This window comes from Anaeromyxobacter sp. SG17 (assembly GCF_022690695.1).
GTDB classification, from domain to species: domain Bacteria; phylum Myxococcota; class Myxococcia; order Myxococcales; family Anaeromyxobacteraceae; genus Anaeromyxobacter; species Anaeromyxobacter soli.
The window spans coordinates 15,348-31,028 of sequence record NZ_JALCYX010000007.1; the positions used below are offsets into that span (position 1 = coordinate 15,348).

At 74.3% G+C, this 15,681-nt stretch carries 14 protein-coding genes; 3 read left to right on the top strand and 11 right to left on the bottom strand.

Going from position 1 to position 15,681, the window contains the following annotated elements:
- Nucleotides 1-11: 11 nt before the first annotated feature.
- On the bottom strand, nt 12-2,228 hold the full coding sequence (locus MNY60_RS05040) for an ATP-dependent helicase (RefSeq protein ID WP_242360119.1): 2,217 nt from the start codon (nt 2,226-2,228) through the stop codon (nt 12-14).
- Between the two features lie 90 nt (nt 2,229-2,318).
- On the opposite strand from MNY60_RS05040, the gene MNY60_RS05045 reads away from it, so the two are divergent.
- The 3 genes from MNY60_RS05045 (at nt 2,319) to MNY60_RS05055 (ending at nt 4,981) form a co-directional block, all read left to right on the top strand.
- Nucleotides 2,319-2,921 (top strand): 2-hydroxychromene-2-carboxylate isomerase, encoded by a 603-nt coding sequence (locus MNY60_RS05045; protein ID WP_242338025.1) that lies wholly within the window; start codon nt 2,319-2,321, stop codon nt 2,919-2,921.
- 255 nt (nt 2,922-3,176) lie between these two features.
- Nucleotides 3,177-4,178, top strand: coding sequence for a LamG domain-containing protein (locus tag MNY60_RS05050; RefSeq protein WP_242360120.1), 1,002 nt, complete (start codon nt 3,177-3,179; stop codon nt 4,176-4,178).
- A complete protein-coding gene (locus MNY60_RS05055) occupies nt 4,094-4,981 on the top strand; it encodes a LamG domain-containing protein (RefSeq protein ID WP_242338029.1) in 888 nt (295 codons plus the stop codon). The genes MNY60_RS05050 and MNY60_RS05055 overlap by 85 nt, the downstream gene beginning before the upstream one ends.
- Nucleotides 4,982-5,129: 148 nt before the next feature.
- Here the strand turns inward: MNY60_RS05055 and tsaE are convergent, their stop codons facing one another.
- The 10 genes from tsaE to tilS all read right to left on the bottom strand — a co-directional run bounded on the left by tsaE (nt 5,130) and on the right by tilS (nt 15,567).
- Nucleotides 5,130-5,678 (bottom strand): tRNA (adenosine(37)-N6)-threonylcarbamoyltransferase complex ATPase subunit type 1 TsaE, encoded by a 549-nt coding sequence (gene tsaE, locus MNY60_RS05060; RefSeq protein WP_242338120.1) that lies wholly within the window; start codon nt 5,676-5,678, stop codon nt 5,130-5,132.
- Nucleotides 5,675-7,207: an NAD(P)H-hydrate dehydratase gene (locus tag MNY60_RS05065; protein WP_242338031.1), complete on the bottom strand. Its 1,533-nt coding sequence runs from the start codon at nt 7,205-7,207 to the stop codon at nt 5,675-5,677. Before MNY60_RS05065 ends, tsaE begins: the two co-directional genes overlap by 4 nt.
- The gene (gene acpS / locus MNY60_RS05070; RefSeq protein WP_242338032.1) at nt 7,204-7,590 is read right to left on the bottom strand and encodes a holo-ACP synthase; all 387 of its coding nucleotides are present in this window, start codon (nt 7,588-7,590) and stop codon (nt 7,204-7,206) included. The genes MNY60_RS05065 and acpS overlap by 4 nt, the downstream gene beginning before the upstream one ends.
- Before the next feature lie 52 nt (nt 7,591-7,642).
- A complete protein-coding gene (locus MNY60_RS05075) occupies nt 7,643-8,371 on the bottom strand; it encodes a pyridoxine 5'-phosphate synthase (RefSeq protein ID WP_242338035.1) in 729 nt (242 codons plus the stop codon).
- 125 nt (nt 8,372-8,496) lie between these two features.
- Nucleotides 8,497-9,906: a phosphoglucosamine mutase gene (gene glmM, locus MNY60_RS05080; protein WP_242355534.1), complete on the bottom strand. Its 1,410-nt coding sequence runs from the start codon at nt 9,904-9,906 to the stop codon at nt 8,497-8,499.
- Between the two features lie 122 nt (nt 9,907-10,028).
- Nucleotides 10,029-10,400 carry a hypothetical protein gene (locus MNY60_RS05085; protein ID WP_242338037.1) on the bottom strand — a complete coding sequence of 124 codons (372 nt, stop codon included), beginning with the start codon at nt 10,398-10,400 and terminating at the stop codon, nt 10,029-10,031.
- The gene (gene cdaA, locus MNY60_RS05090; protein WP_242355509.1) at nt 10,387-11,301 is read right to left on the bottom strand and encodes a diadenylate cyclase CdaA; all 915 of its coding nucleotides are present in this window, start codon (nt 11,299-11,301) and stop codon (nt 10,387-10,389) included. Before cdaA ends, MNY60_RS05085 begins: the two co-directional genes overlap by 14 nt.
- A 56-nt stretch (nt 11,302-11,357) precedes the next feature.
- Nucleotides 11,358-12,200 carry a dihydropteroate synthase gene (gene folP / locus MNY60_RS05095; protein ID WP_242355507.1) on the bottom strand — a complete coding sequence of 281 codons (843 nt, stop codon included), beginning with the start codon at nt 12,198-12,200 and terminating at the stop codon, nt 11,358-11,360.
- Between the two features lie 4 nt (nt 12,201-12,204).
- Complete coding sequence (gene ftsH, locus MNY60_RS05100; protein WP_242338043.1) at nt 12,205-14,103, bottom strand: ATP-dependent zinc metalloprotease FtsH; 1,899 nt, start codon at nt 14,101-14,103, stop codon at nt 12,205-12,207.
- A 147-nt stretch (nt 14,104-14,250) separates the two neighbouring features.
- Nucleotides 14,251-15,567, bottom strand: a complete 1,317-nt coding sequence (gene tilS / locus MNY60_RS05105; RefSeq protein WP_242355505.1) for a tRNA lysidine(34) synthetase TilS — start codon at nt 15,565-15,567, stop codon at nt 14,251-14,253.
- Between the last annotated feature and the right edge of the window lie 114 nt (nt 15,568-15,681).

The following is a 15,681-nucleotide window of genomic DNA, read 5'->3' on the forward strand; positions in this document are numbered from 1 at the left end:
TTAGCACGAATCTAGAACGGCACGTCGTCCCCGTCCCCGTCCCCGTCCCCGTCCTCGGGCCCGTCGTTCGCGGCCGGCAGCTCGCGCGCGGCGCTCCCGCGCGCGCCGAGGCGCGGCGCGTCGGCGGGATCGGGCGCGCCGAAGAGCGCCGGCACGACGCGCGGGTCGCGCGGCGGGAGCTGCCCGTGCGGCGGCGGCGCGGCGCCGAGCGCGGGCGCGCCGCCCCCCGGCTCGTCGAGCTGCCAGCGCTCGAACAGCTCCGGCTCGCCGGGGAGCTCCTCGACGAAGCGCGAGGCCTTCATGACGACGCGCTCGCGGTCGCGCGGCGCGGCGAGGATGGGGTACGTGAGGTACAGCTCGTCCTTGGCGCGGGTGCACGCGACGTAGAACAGGCGCCGCTCCTCCTCCTCCCCGTCGCGATCCTTGAGCGCCTGCGCCGACGGGAACCTCCCGTCGGAGAGCCACACCACGAACACCGCCCGCCACTCGAGCCCCTTCGCCTGGTGCACCGACGAGAGGATCATCTTCTCGTCCGGCTCGCCGCCCTCCGAGACCGTCTCGGCGGTGAGCTCGGTGAGGAGCGAGATCTCGGCGAGGAAGGTCTCGGTGTCCTCGTAGCCGCGCGCGTACTCGGCGAGCTGGCGGAGGTCCTCCACGCGCGAGTCGGCGTTCAGGAACTCGGCGCGGAGGTACTCCTCGTAGCCGCCCTCGATGACCTTCTCGATCGCCTCGCCCGGCAGGTCGGCGGTGGGCTTGCGCGAGAGCGCCCGCAGGAGCTCCGCGAGCTTGCGGTACCCCGTGCGCCCCTTGGGCGGCACGTGGGAGGCGACGTCCGGCGCGAGGAGCTCGTCCACCGTGCCCGCCCCGCGCCGCCGCCGCCCGAGGAACGCGTTCCAGACGGCCTCCGCGGTGGCGGTCCCGACGCCGGGGGTGATCTTGAGGCAGCGCTTGAGGGCGAGCTCGTCGCCGGGGTTGCGGACGAAGCGCAGGTGGGCGAGCACGTCCTTCACGTGCGCCGCCTCGAAGAACCGCACCCCGCTCCGCACGACGAAGGGGATGCCGCGCCGCGCGAGCTCGAACTGGATCTCCATCGCGTGGTGGTGCGCGCGGTAGAGGACCGCGATCTCCGGCAGCGGGATGCCCTCGTCGCGGAGCTCGAGCACCCGCTGCGCGACGAACGCGGCCTGCTGCTGGACCTCGCGGCAGGGCACGACCGCCGGGAGCGTGCCGTCGGCGCGGACGCTCGTGAGCTCCTTCTCGAACTGCCGCACGTTCGCGGCGATGGAGGCGTTCGCGAGGCCCAGGATCTGCGGGGTGGAGCGGTAGTTGACGGTGAGGTCGTAGCGGCGCGCGTCGGGGTAGCGCTTCTCGAACTCGAGGATGTTCGCGAAGTGGGCGCCGCGGAACGCGTAGATGCTCTGCGCGTCGTCGCCGACGACGCAGAGGTTCCGGTGCCCGGCGGCGATGAGGTCGACGACGTCGCCCTGGAGCCGGTTCGTGTCCTGGTACTCGTCCACGAGCACGTGGGCGTAGCGGCCTGCGACGGCGCGCCGGACGGTCTCGCGCTCGGCGAGCAGGATCTTCCAGTTGAGGAGCAGATCGTCGAAGTCCATCGCGTTGAGCTCGTGCTTCCGCTCTGCGTAGCGGCGCGCGACGCGGAGGACGTCGTCGGTCAGCGGGACGAACTGCGGGCGTCGGTCGGCGAGGACGTCGGCGAGCGGCGTCTGGGTGTTCACCGCCATCGAGACGAGGTCGATGAGGACGTCCGCCTTGGGGAAGCGGCGGGCCCCCACCGCGAGCCCGCAGTCGGCGATCGCCGCGGTCATGACGTCGCGCGAGTCCTCGCGGTCGAGGATCGAGTAGCCCTTCTGGTAGCCGAGCTCGCCGCCGTGCTCGCGCAGGATCTGGTGCGCGACGTGGTGGAACGTGCCGCCGGTGATCTGGCGCGTGTCGAGCCGGCAGACCTCGCCGACCCGCCGGAGCATCTCCTGCGCCGCCTTGTTGGTGAAGGTGAGGAGGAGGATCGACTCGGGCGAGACGCCGTCCGCGAGGAGCCGCGCCACGCGCCAGGTGAGCGTGCGCGTCTTGCCGGAGCCGGCTCCCGCCACGACGAGGATCGGCCCCTCGCCCGCCTCGACGACCGCGATCTGCTGGTCGTTGAGCAGGCCCTGGTAGTTGAGCGCGCGGGCCGGGGCGGCCTGGGACTTGAGCTGGTAACGCCGGGACATACGTTCAGGGACGTGCAACGTAGCAGGCGGGTCCGACACGGGTCCAGCCGGCCCCGGCCCCGGAGGCCAGGGGCGCGCTAAGATCGTCGCATGCCGAGCGCGCCCCTCCAGTTCTGGTTCGACTTCGCGAGCACCTACTCGTACGTCGCCGCGCTGCGGATCGAACCGCTCGCCGCCCGCGCGGGCGTTCCGGTCGAGTGGAGGCCGTTCCTGCTCGGTCCGATCTTCACCGAGCAGCTCGGGATCAAGGACTCCCCGTTCAACGCCTACCCGGTGCGCGGCCGCTACATGTGGCGCGACGTGGAGCGGCTCTGCGCGAAGTACGGTCTCCCGTGGCGGAGGCCCTCGCTCTTCCCCCGGAACGGCCTGCTCGCCGCGCGGATCGGCTGCATCGTCGCGGCCGAGCCGTGGGCGCCCGACTTCTTCCGCTCGGTCTTCCGCGCGAACTTCGCCGAGGACCGGGACATCGCGGACCCCGCGGTCGTCGCGGCGCTCCTCGCGGACGCCGGGCAGGACCCGCAGGCCCTCGTCGCGCGGGCGTCGTCCTCCGAGGTGAAGCAGGCCCTCCGCGACCGGACGGCCGAGGCGTCCCGGCTCGGCCTCTTCGGCGCGCCCGACTTCGTCACGCGCGGCGAGCTCTTCTTCGGCCAGGACCGGCTCGACGACGCGCTCGAGTGGGCCACCGGAACCTGACTCGACGCGCGATCCTTTCCAGGCTTCGGCTTCGCCGGACCCAGAGTGTTCGAGGACGCGGCGGCGTGCCTCGAAGCCGAGTGCCAACCCGAAGAGTTTCGACGCGTTGCGCACGGAGCCCGCCACCCGGCCGCGCGAGGAGCCCGCTGCGGCTGAATACGCGGAGCGCCGCCGGAGTCCCCGGTGTCGTACGAACCACCGCTTGCGGGCGGCCCCGAGCCCCTGCGACCCTGCGCGCCCAACCCGGAGGCCCCGATGCTGCTTCGACCCCGCACCCTCGCCCTTCTCGCCCTCGCCCTCGTGCTGCCCGCCGTCGCTACGGCGCAGGCGCGGTCGATCGATCCCTACGGCCGGCCCAGCGCGAGCCCGGTCTCGGTCGAGCTCGATCGCGGCCTGGTGGCGTCGTACCCGCTCGACGGCGACGCCGTGGACCGCGTCACGCGGAGGCCGGCGCGCGTGGTCGGCGCGCGCCCGCTCGAGGGCCACGATGGGCGGCCCCGGGGCGCGCTCTGGTTCGACGGTGCGCGCGCATGGGTCGTCCTCGGCGACGCGCTGCAGCTCCCGCGCTTCACCATCGCCGCCTGGATCCGGCCCGACGCGACCGACCGTGTGATGGCGATCGTCTCCAAGATCCGGAACCTCCCGGGCCACTACGAGAAGAACCTCGAGCTGCGCCTCGACCCCGGCGGCCGGCTCTTCCTGCACGTCCCGGGCGGTGGCGACTGGGACGCGGCGCAGGGGCAGCGCGCGCTCGAGCCCGGCCGCTGGGTGCACGTGGCCGCGACCTACGACGGCAGACGAGCGCAGCTCTGGGTGGATGGTGTCCGCGACGGCGCTCCGCTCGAGGTGGCGTACGCCCAGACCCGCACCGAGACCTTCATCGGCGCGCGCCCCGAGGGTGGTGGCCGCGACGGTCGCACGCCGGCGGGCCCAACCTTCGCGTTCCAGGGCGGCATCGAGGACGTGAACTTCTGGGATCGCGCGCTCGGCGACGCGGAGCTGCTGGCCGTGGCGGGCCGCGCGCCGCCGCGCTGGTGGCGTGGTACCCGCTCGACGGCGACGCGGCCGACCGGCAGGGCCGCGCCGACGGCAAGATCGTCGGCAAGGCACGCCCGGCGGAGGACCGCGGCGGCGACCCAGAGGGTTCGCTCGCCTTCTCCGGCAGGGACTACGTGGACCTCGGCCAGCGGGCGGAGCCCGATCGGTTCACCATCGCGGCCTGGGTCCGGCCCGGCCGCACCGACCGCGAGCAGGTGATCTTCTCGAAGGTCTCGTCCGCTGAGGGCCCACGGGATCGCTGGCTCGAGCTGCGGATCGACGCGGGCGGCAAGGTGGCCCTCGCCATCCCCGGCGGTGGGTACGGCTCGCGGGCGCAGGGCGTGCGGACCGCGCGCGCGGTGGCCAAGGGCCAGTGGGTCCACGTCGCCGCCACCTTCGATGGCGAGCGCGCAGCGATCTTCCTCGACGGGTCCGTCGAGGCCGAGGCGTCGCTCCAGCGGCTCGAGGGCTCGAAGGGCCCGGCCTTCCTCGGCGCCCGCCCCGACGCGACCGGGGCCCGCGCGCGGCTCGGGACCGGGCTCGAGGGGCGGCTCGACGACGTCCGTGTCTACCGCGGGGCCATCGCCGACGACGAGGTCGCAGCGCTGGCGCATGAGCGCACCGGCGGCTCGGGCGGAGGCCGGCCCGGGCGCGGGGGCGACGACGAGGAGGTGAGCGCGTTCCTGGTGAAGGTGGACCGGCTGCTCGCCCAGTTCGACACTGCCTGCGTCCGCCGGAGCGCCGACCTCGTCGCGCGGGTGGAAGCGAGGATCCTCGACGAGCTGGAGCGGGCCGAGCAGGCCGCCCGCACCGAGCGGAGCGGGCGCATCGCCGGGTACCTCCGCCGCGCCGCGCAGGAGTTCCAGGCCGGCCGCGGTCGCACGGACCCGATGAGCCTCGATCGCAAGCGCAGCGCGCTGTCCGGGCTCGCGGAGTCGCTCTGGAACGACCTCGCGCAGGATCTCGACGACCAGGGGCTGCGGCCGGGAGCAGGCGTGCGCCGCGACGATCTCTGGTACTGACGGCTGGCCCGCCGCGGGTCCCCCGGGTCGGCGCCGGGGGACCCGCCGTGGCCGCGCAGCGCGGGTGAGCAGGTGGTGCCGTCGGGCCGGCCGCTGAAGCCGCCGCCGCGCGTTGCGTCGCTGCCGGTGAGCGAGGCGCGCCCTGGGATCACTTCCCGGGCTTGACGCGCGCGAGCGGCTCGGCTGCATTCGCGACGCGGCGGGTGCGCCGCCCTGGCCCCGCGAGCGCCCGCGCGAGCGCCGCGTGTCGCGCTCCGACGCCCTCGATCTCCACGTGCCGCACCGACGGCGCCTTCGCGTCGTGCGACAGCGTGAGAATGAGCCGCTCGGCGGAGAGCGCCGAAGGGATCCGGTCCGCCCACTCCACGAGCAGCGCGCCCTCCCCGCCCACGAGGTCGCCGAAGCCGGTCCCGTAGAGCTCGTCCTCGTCGCCGATCCGGTAGAGGTCGGCGTGGTGCACCGGGATCCTGCCGCGGTAGGTCGCGACGATGGCGAAGCTCGGCGACGAGACCTCCTCCGCCGGGACCTCCGCGCCTTCGCAGGCGCCGCGCACGAGCTGGGTCTTGCCCGCGCCGAGCTCGCCCACGAGCGCCACCACGTCGCCGGGCTGGAGGAGCCCGCCGAGCTTCCTCCCGAGCGCGTAGGTCGCGCGCGCCGAGCGCGTCGTCCGCCGCGCGGTGAACCGCTCCGCCGTCATCGTCCCCACTCCGCCCAGACCTCCCCGATCGCCTCGCCCAGGTCGCCGGCCAGGAGCCCGCGCTGCCCGAGGCGCGCCGCCACCCGATCTCCCGCGCGCCCGTGCACCCAGGCGCCCACGCGCGCCGCCGCGCCGGGCGCGAGGCCGCCCGCGAGCAGCGCGCCGACGAGCCCCGCGAGCACGTCGCCCGTCCCGCCCGTGGCCATGCCGGCGTTGCCGGTCGGGATCACCGCCGCCGGACCCTCCGGGTCCGCGACCACCGTGCGCGCGCCCTTCAGCACGATCGTCGCGCGCCACTCGCGCGCCTTCTCGGCGGCGACGCCGAGGCGGTCCGCCTGCACCGCCTCGATCGTCGTCCCGCACAGGCGCGCCATCTCGCCGGGATGCGGCGTGAGCACGAGCGGCACGCCCAGGCCCGCGAGCCGTACGGGATCGTCCGCGAGCGCGTTCAGCGCGTCGGCGTCGAGCACGGCCGGGAGCCGCGCGCGCTCGAGGAGCGCGCGCAGGAGCTCGCCCGTCTCGTCGCCGCGCGGGATGCCTGGGCCAATGGCGAGCGCGTCCACGCCCTTCGCCGCGGCGAGCAGCGCCTGGAGGTCCGCGCGCCCGAGCGGTCCCGTCCCGGGCACCGCCGTGCTCATGGCCTCGGGGCGGCCGAACAGGGCGAGCGCCAGCGCCTCCGCCCGCGCCGCGAGCGTGACGAGGCCGGCGCCGCCGCGGAGCGCGCCCGTGAGCGCGAGGTGCGCCGCGCCGGTCTTGCCGGGCGAGCCGGCGACGACGAGGAGCCGCCCGGCGTCGCCCTTGTGCGCGTCGGGCCTGCGCGGCGGCAGGAGCGCGCGGGCCCCGTCCGCCTCGAGGAGCTCGCACAGGACCGCGACGCGCCCGGCCGCCTCCGGCGGGATGCCGATGTCGGCGACGGTCACCTCGCCCGCGAAGGACGGGCCGGGGTGCAGGACGAGCCCGCGCTTCTGGAACGCGAAGGTGACGGTCCGGTCGGCGCGGACGCAGGCCCCGAGCGGCCGGCCGGTGTCGGCGGAGAGGCCGGAGGGGACGTCGACGGCGAGGACGCGCGCGCCGGCGGCCCGCGCGGCGTCGACGCGCTCGATGGCCCGCGCGAAGGCGCCCTCGGGCGCGCGCGAGAGCCCGGTGCCGAAGATCGCGTCGACCACCACGTCGCCCGGCCCGGCGTCGAGCCCGCCGAGCGCGCCCGCCTCGTCGATGGGCACGCCCGCGCGCTCCGCCTCGTCGCGCGTCGCGCGCGCGTCCCCCGCGAGGCGGGCCGCCGCGACGAGGGAGAGGACCCTGGCGTCGCGCCCCGCCGCGCGGAGGATCCGCGCCGCGACGTAGCCGTCGCCGCCGTTGTTCCCGCCGCCGCAGACCACGACGAACCGGCCGTCCGGCGCCGCGAGCGCGCGCGCCGCCTCCGCCACTGCGCGCCCGGCGCGGTCCATGAGCGCGAGCGAAGGCACCCCGAACGCGTCGATGGCGGCGCGGTCGATGGCCCGCATCTCCGCGGAGCCGACGAGCCTCATCGCGCCTCCCCGTCGAGCACGACGGTCGCCGCGGCGACCCCGCCGTCGTGGGTGAGGGTGACGAGCACGCGCCGCACGCCGAGCCGTTCCGCCGCCTCCCAGGCCACGCCGCGGAGCGCGAGCGCGGGCGCGCCCTGCCCCCGGACCACCTCGACGTCGGTGAAGCGGATCCCGGCGGGCGCGCCGAGCGCCTTCGACGCCGCCTCCTTCGCGGCGAAGCGGGCGGCGTAGCGCGTCGCGCGGTCGCGGGCGGCGTCGCAGTAGGCGCGCTCGCCCTGGGTGAAGCAGCGCGCGAGGAAGCGGTCCGCGCGGCCGGGAGGGCCCGCGAGGACGCGCTCGATCCGCGCCACCTCCACGACGTCCATGCCGAGCCCGAGGACCACGTCGCCTCCCCTCGCCCGCGCCGCCCGACAGCTCAGGGCGAGCGGATCGAACCTACGGCCGCGCCTTCGCGATGAGCTCCCGCATCTCGCGGACGGCGCGCTCCATGCCGACCAGCACCGCCCGCCCCACGATCGAGTGGCCGATGTTGAGCTCCTCGATCTCGGGGATGGCCGCGACCGGCAGCACGTTCTGGTAGTTGAGCCCGTGCCCCGCCGCCACCTCGAGCCCCAGCTTCGACGCCGCCTTGCAGGCGTCCACGAGCCGCGAGAGCTCCTTGCGGCGATCCGGGGCGAGCCGCGCGTCGCAGTAGCGCCCGGTGTGGAACTCGACCGTGGACGCCTCGGCGCGGTGCGCCGCCTTCACCTGATCGAGATCCGGATCGATGAACAGCGAGACCTTGATGTCGGCGTCGCGCAGCGTCTTCACGACCTTGCGCACGTTGTCGCGGCCGCCGACGGCGTCGAGGCCGCCCTCGGTGGTGAGCTCCTCGCGCCGCTCCGGCACGAGCGTCACGACGTCGGGCTTCACCTCGTAGGCGATCTTCACCATCTCCTGGGTGGCGGCCATCTCGAGGTTGAGCCGGGTCGAGACGGTGCGCCGCAGGATCTGGAGGTCCCGCTCCTGGATGTGCCGGCGGTCCTCGCGGAGGTGGATGGTGATCTGGTCCGCCCCGCCCAGCTCGGCGAGCACCACCGCGGCGACGGGGTCCGGGTACGTCGTGCGGCGGGACTGACGGAGCGTCGCGACGTGGTCGACGTTGACACCGAGACGAGCTGGCATGGCCGGAATCTAACTCATTTCGTGCCGGAGGGACGCACACGGCGCGTCCCCCCCCGAACCCGCGCTCGGCTCCGGCGCAGCCTCACCCGGCTGCGCCTGTGCCCGCGACGGACCTTCGGTGGCCGCTACCCCAGCGCCTTGCGCAGCTCCTCGGCGATCTGCTCGGCCTGGGCCCGGATCCGCTTGCCGTCCGTGCCCTCGACGAGGACGCGGACCTTGTTCTCCGTGCCGGAGAAGCGCACGAGGACGCGCCCGTCCTTCCCGAGCGCCTTCTCCACCGCGGCGATGGCGCCCGCGACCCCCGGCAGGTCCGAGAGCGGCCGCTTCTCCTTCACCGCGACGTTCACGAGCGCCTGCGGCACCGGCTCGAAGCAGCGGGCGAGCTCCGAGAGCGGGCGCCCCTCGCGCTGCATCACCGCGAGCACGTTCAGGCCGGCGGCGACGCCGTCGCCGGTCGTGACGTGGTCGAGGAAGATGAGGTGCCCCGACTGCTCGCCGCCGAAGTTGTAGCCGCTGCGGCGCATCTCCTCGACGACGTAGCGATCGCCCACCGCCGTCCGGACCACCCGGCCACCCGCGCCGGCGAGGGCGCGCTCGAGGCCGAGGTTCGACATGACCGTCGCGACCACCGTCTTCTTGGCGAGCGCCTTCTGGTGGATGAGGTCGCGCCCGACGAGGGCCATGACCGCGTCGCCGTCCACGATGCGCCCGTTCTCGTCCGCCAGGATCACGCGGTCGGCGTCCCCGTCGAGCGCCAGGCCGAGGTGCGCCCGGTGCTTCTGGATGGCCTTCGCCATGCTCTCCGGGTGAACGGCGCCGCACCCGTCGTTGATGTTCTTCCCGTCCGGCTTCACGTTGAGCGCGATGACCTTGGCGCCGAGCTCCTCGAACACCGCCGGCGCCACGTGGTAGGCCGCGCCGTGGGCGCAGTCGACCACGATGGTGAGCCCGTCGAGGGTGAGGCTCTTCGGGAAGATCGACTTGAGGAACACCACGTAGCGGCCGATGGCGTCGTCGATCCGCTTCGCCTTCCCGATGCGCGTGGCCGTCGGGCGGAGCGCGTGGAACTCCTCGAGGCCCGACTCGCCGAGCACGAGCTGCTCGATCTGGAGCTCGACGGCGTCGGGGAGCTTGAACCCGTCGCGCGAGAAGAACTTGATCCCGTTGTCCTGGTACGGGTTGTGGCTCGCGCTGATGACCACGCCCGCGTCCGCCCGCATCGACTCGGTGAGGAACGCGATGCCGGGCGTCGGCAGGGGGCCCGAGAGCATCACGTCCACGCCCATCGAGCTGATCCCGGAGGCGATCGCCTGCTCGAGCATGTACCCCGACAGGCGGGTGTCCTTGCCGATGACGATGCGGTGCCGGTGCGAGCCGTTCCGCACCACGTAGGCGAGCGCCCGCCCGAGCTGGAGCGCCATCTCGGCGGTCATCGGGTGGACGTTCGCGACGCCGCGCACGCCGTCGGTGCCGAACAGCCGGCGAGCGACCGGCGCGTGGCTCCGGGCGCCGTTGCCGGAAAGGCCGTCGCGCAGGGTGTTCCGCGCCTCGTTGCGGGGGAGGCGCGCGCGCGCCGCGCCGTTCACGGCTGCGCGGGACGTCGGGGAGGGTTCACGGGTGGGCATCGCAGGCAACCTAGGGTTTGAGGGAGGAGCGTTCAACGGGCGTCCCGCCGGAGATCGATCGTGCCCTGGGCGGGGGTGATGGACTCGAGGCGCAGGCCGTGAGGGAGGCGCAGCGCCTCCGCCCGCGCGCGCCACGCGACCTGGCCGCCGCCGGCGCGCGTGACGTCGACGCGGACGGGGCCGAGGCTCGCCGGGTCGAGGACCCGGAGGCGCGCCCACGGCCCGTTCACCGCGACGGTGACCTCGACCGGGAGCGCGTCGAGAGGCGGAACGCGCGGTGGAAGCACCGCCTCGACCGGCACCGCGTAGACCGCGGTGACGCGCCGCTCGCCGCGCACCACGACGAAGAGCGCGAGCGCGATCGCGACGGCGAGGAGCGCGAGCGCGACGTCAGAGCGCCGCATGCGATCCTCCCTGCCGGCGCCTCGCGGGCGACGCCTCCCCCGGCCGGGCGACGGCGGCGAGACCGCCCGCCCCGCCGTGATCCGCGCCGAGGACGGCGGCGTAGAGCAGCGCGCGCAGGCGCTTCTCGTCGAGCCCGCGGTGCAGCGTCCCCTCGAGCGCGACGGAGATCTCGCCCCGCTCCTCGGAGACGACGACCACCGCGGCGTCCACCTCCTCGGCGAGGCCGAGGGCGGCCCGATGGCGCGTGCCGAGCTCGAGCGCGGTGGGCGCCGCGGAGAGCGGGAGCAGGCACGTCGCGGCGGCGGCCCGGCTCCCCCGCACCACGACCGCGCCGTCGTGGATCGGGCTCGCGGGCTGGAACAGCGCGACGAGGAGCTCGGGCGTGATCGCGGCGTCGAGGCGGAACCCGGAGCCGGCGAGCTCGGCGAGATCGGCGGTCCGCTCGACCACGACGAGGGCGCCCACCCGCCGCCGGGCGAGCTCGAGGGCCGCCTTCACCACCGCGTCGATCGTGCCGATCCGCGCGACCCGCTCGGCGTGCGCGCCGCGCTCGTCGTGGACGATCCTCGCCACCACCCGCGCCAGGCGCGGAGAGCGGCCCAGCTCGGCGAGCGCACGCCGGAGGTCCGCCTGGAACAGCACGATGACGCCGAAGATGAACGAGTAGCTGAGGAAGTGGCCGAGGAGCCAGGAGAGCGTGGCGAGCCCGGCCCCCTCGGCGCCCGCGTACGCGAGGCCGACGAGGGCGAGCCCGACGAGGATCGCGGTCGCGCGGGTGCCCCGGATGAAGCGGAGCACGTGGTAGCAGAGGAACGCCACGACGGCGACGTCGACGAGCGCGAGCAGCGCGTCGCGGACGGTGGCGTCCGGCCCGATGAGGAACGTGAGGACGGATTGCAACGGAGGTCTCCGGGCGCGGCAGTCTACCGTGAGGCCGACTTCAAGCCGAGCACTCGTCAGCGGGGCCGCGCGGCGTCCCGGATGGCCGCCGCCACCCGGGCAGCCTGGCGAGCGGGCGCCACGTCGTGGACCCTCAGCCACTCCACCCCGGCGAGCACCGCCGCCGTCACGGCCGCGAGCGTTCCGGGCAGCCGATCCTCCACGGGGGCGCCCGCGGCCTTGCCGATGAAGCTCTTGCGGGAGGGCCCGACGAGGAGCGGGCGTCCGAGCGCGCGCAGCTCTGCGACCCGGGCGAGGAGCTCGAGGTTGTGCTCCGGCGTCTTCGCGAAGCCGATGCCGGGGTCGAGGATGGTGTGCTCCGGATCCACACCCGCCGCCTCGGCCCGCCGCAGCACCAGGGCGAGCTCGGCGCGGACCTCGGCGGCGACGTCGCCGTAGCGCGCCCGCGACTGCATGTCCGCCGGCGTCCCGCGCGTGTGCATGAGCACGACCGGGACGCCCGCCTCCGCGACGACCCGCGCGAGCGCGGGATCGGCGAGGCCCGACACGTCGTTCACCAGATCCGCGCCGGCCTCGAGCGCGGCGCGCGCGACCGTCGCCTTCGTCGTGTCCACGGAGATCGGGAGCGCGAACCCGCGGGCGCGGAGGGCCGCGACGACCGGGACCACGCGCCTCTGCTCCTCGTCCGCGGGCACCGGCGGCGCGCCGGGCCGGGTCGACTCGCCGCCCAGGTCGACGAGGTCCGCCCCCTCCTCGGCGAGCCGGAACGCGTGCGCGACCGCCAGGTCCGGGTCGAGGAACCGGCCGCCGTCCGAGAACGAGTCGGGGGTCGCGTTCACGATCCCCATGAGATAGGGGCCAGGCCCGTCGAAGAGCCTGGCCCCGATCCGCATGCGCATCGCGCTAGGCCTTGGCCGGCACGGGCGCCGTGGCCGCGTCGAGGAGGCCGCCCTTCTTCTTCTCGGCGGCGGCCGCGGCGAGCGGCTTCGGCGGCGGCGGACGGCTGATCGAGCCGCCCGAGACGAGCAGGTCGATGTCCGACGCGTCGAGCGTCTCGTACTCGATGAGGGCGTCGGCGATCTTGTTGAGGATCGTCTGGTGCTCGAGGAGCACGCGCTTCGCCCGGTCGTACTGCTCGAAGACGATGCGGTGCACCTCGGCGTCGATGTCGCGGGCGGTCTGCTCGGAGAAGGTCTGGACCGTGTTCATCTCGCGGCCGAGGAAGACCTCGCCCTCCTTCTTGCCGAAGGCGAGCGGGCCCATCTTCTCGCTCATGCCCCACTCGCAGACCATGGAGCGGGCGAGGTTGGTCGCGACCTCGATGTCGTTGCCGGCGCCGGTCGTCTTCTGGCTGAAGGTGATCTCCTCGGCGAGCCGGCCGCCCATGAGGATCGCGACCTGGTTGAGCGCGTACTCCTGGGAGATGTTGAGCCGGTCCTCCTGCGGGAGCTGCTGGGTGAGGCCCAGCGCGCGGCCGCGGGGGATGATCGTGACCTTGTGGACGGGGTCCGTGCCCGGGAGGATCTTCGCGACGAGCGCGTGGCCCGCCTCGTGGATCGCCGTGGTGCGCTTCTCCTTCTCGGAGATGATCATGGAGCGCCGCTCGGTGCCCATGATGACCTTGTCCTTCGCGAACTCGAAGTCCTCGATCGCGAGCTTCTCCTTGTTGCGCCGCGCGGCGTAGAGCGCCGCCTCGTTCACCAGGTTCTCGATGTCCGCGCCGGAGAAGCCGGGCGTGCCGCGCGCGATCTGCGTGAGGTCCACCGCCGTGTCGAGCGGCGTCTTCTTGGTGTGGACCTTGAGGATGCCGAGCCGGCCGTTGAGATCCGGGCGGGGCACCACGATGCGCCGGTCGAAGCGGCCGGGCCGGAGCAGTGCGGGATCGAGCACGTCGGGCCGGTTCGTGGCCGCGATGAGGATCACGCCCTCGTTCGACTCGAAGCCGTCCATCTCGACGAGCAGCTGGTTGAGCGTCTGCTCGCGCTCGTCGTGCCCGCCGCCGAGGCCCGCGCCGCGGTGGCGGCCGACCGCGTCGATCTCGTCGATGAAGATGATGCAGGGCGCGTTCTTCTTGCCCTGCTCGAACAGATCGCGGACGCGCGAGGCGCCGACGCCGACGAACATCTCGACGAAGTCCGAGCCGGAGATGGAGAAGAACGGCACGCCCGCCTCGCCCGCGACCGCGCGGGCGAGCAGCGTCTTGCCGGTGCCCGGCGGCCCCATGAGCAGCACGCCCTTCGGGATCCGGCCGCCGAGGCGCGTGAACTTCTTGGGGTCCTTGAGGAAGGAGATGATCTCCTCGAGCTCGTCCTTCGACTCGTCGATCCCTGCGACGTCGGCGAAGGTGATCTTGTTGTGGTGCTCGGTCATGAGCTTCGCCTTCGACTTCCCGAAGCTCATCGCCTTCCCGCCGCCGGACTGCAGCTGGCGCATGAAGAAGAAGAACAGGAGGAACAGGAAGACGAGGGGGAGGTACTGGAGCAGCACCGTCACCCACAGCGAGCTCTGCTCGGGCTTCTCGAACGAGAGGTTCACGCCCTGCTGGCGCAGCTTCTCGGCGATCGTCGCGGACGCGTCGATGGGACCCGTCGTGACGAACTCGGAGCCGTCGCGGAGGTGGCCGATGTAGTCGAGGTCCTTGATGCGGACCTCCTTCACCTCGCCCGCCTCGACCTTCTGCATGAACTGCGACCAGTTGTAGGGCTTCGCCTGAGCGCCGCGCTGCTGGAACAGCTGCCACAGCGCGAGGAACATCACGATCAAGAAGACCCAGAGCAGGGCGGTCTTGTAGGACTGTCGCAAGGCTCTCTTTCCCCTTCGGTGGAGCGTCAGATCGTCGAAACCGACGGGATTCGCCGCGTCTTCCGCGGACCTGCACGTCGAGCCGCGCTCCGGACCAGGCGGACCTTATAGCAGCCCCTCACCCCTTTTGCAGTGCGGCCGGCGGTCCTACGGGTCGCTCACCAGGTGGACGGCGAGCCCTGCGCCCGTGGGGCCGAAGCCCGAGCCCACGGCCGCCAGCTCCGGGATCGCCACCACCTCCGCCCCGCGCGCCAGGAGGACCAGCCCGTCGCGCCGCTCGCGGGGGACCTTTCGATCGATGAGCCAGCGCTTGAGGGTCTTGGAGCCGCGGCCTCCGTCGGGGCGCCAGCGGTCGCCCGGCCGCCGCGTCCGGAGCGCGAGCGGCCAGGGCACGGCGCCCTCCCGGAGGCACTCGATCTCGACGGCGCACCTGTGCTCCGGCAGCGCATACCTTCCGGGGCCCCGGACCTCGATGGGCGCGAGGGTTCCTGCCTCGGGAGCGCGCTCGGACGGGAGGAGCTCGAGCCGACCGTACCGACAGCGGGCGAGGCGTCCACCCGGCAGCGTGACCTTCCCCGGGCGTTCGCGCCGCACGAGCGACAGGATCGCCTCGACGTGTCTCGCCTCCAGCGAGCCGCGCTGCCCGGTCGCCCGCGCCCAGAGCCGGCGGACGACGCGCCGCCGCACCGCGGGCGTCGCGCCGCGGAGCGTCTCGAGCGCGACGCTCGCGCCGTCGCCGGCGAGCGCGCGCGCGAGGCGCGAGAGCGCCCGCTCGTCTTCACGCGCGAGATCGGCGGCGCGCGCGATGGCGCGCTCGGCCGCCGGCGCGAGCGCGGTGAGCGCCGGCCACAGCTCGAGCCGGAGCCTGTTCCGCGCGAAGCGAGGCGTCGCGTTCGTCGGATCGACGCGCCAGGGGATCCCCCGCGCCGCGAGGTACTCGAGGCCCTCCTCGCGTGAGCGGTCGATGAGCGGCCTCACGATCGGGCCTCGGCGAGGCGGGATGCCCGACAGTCCCCGCGCGCCCGCGCCACGCATGAGCCGCAGGAGGACCGTCTCCGCCTGATCGGTCCGGGTGTGGCCGGTGGCGATGCGTGTCGCGCCCGCGCGGGTCGCGGCGGCCCGGAGGGCGGCGTAGCGGGCGCGGCGGGCCTCGGACTGCACGTTGCCTGGGGCGACGGTCACCCGGACCGCCTCGAAGGGAATGCCCAGCCGCTCGCAGATGGCGGAGGCGGCGGCTGCGTCCTCCGCCCCGCCCGGCCGGAGTCCGTGGTCGACGTTCAGCGCGGCGAGTCCCGTGGATGGGAGACAGCCCGTGTCGCGGAGCTCGGCGAGCGCGGCGAGCAGGGCGGTCGAGTCCGGGCCGCCCGACAGGGCGACGAGGACGCGGTCGCCGGGAGAGAGGAGCCGTCGCCGGCGAATCGTGGCCAGCACGGCGGCCGGGTAAGGATGGATTCTCGTGCGCACGGTGCGGCGCCCTCAGGCGCGGGCTTCTATAGTACCCGCGCGAACTCCGGGACGAGGCGCGACGACCGGGAATGAAGGCGGCGGGCACGCGGTTATGGAGGCAAAGCACGCGAG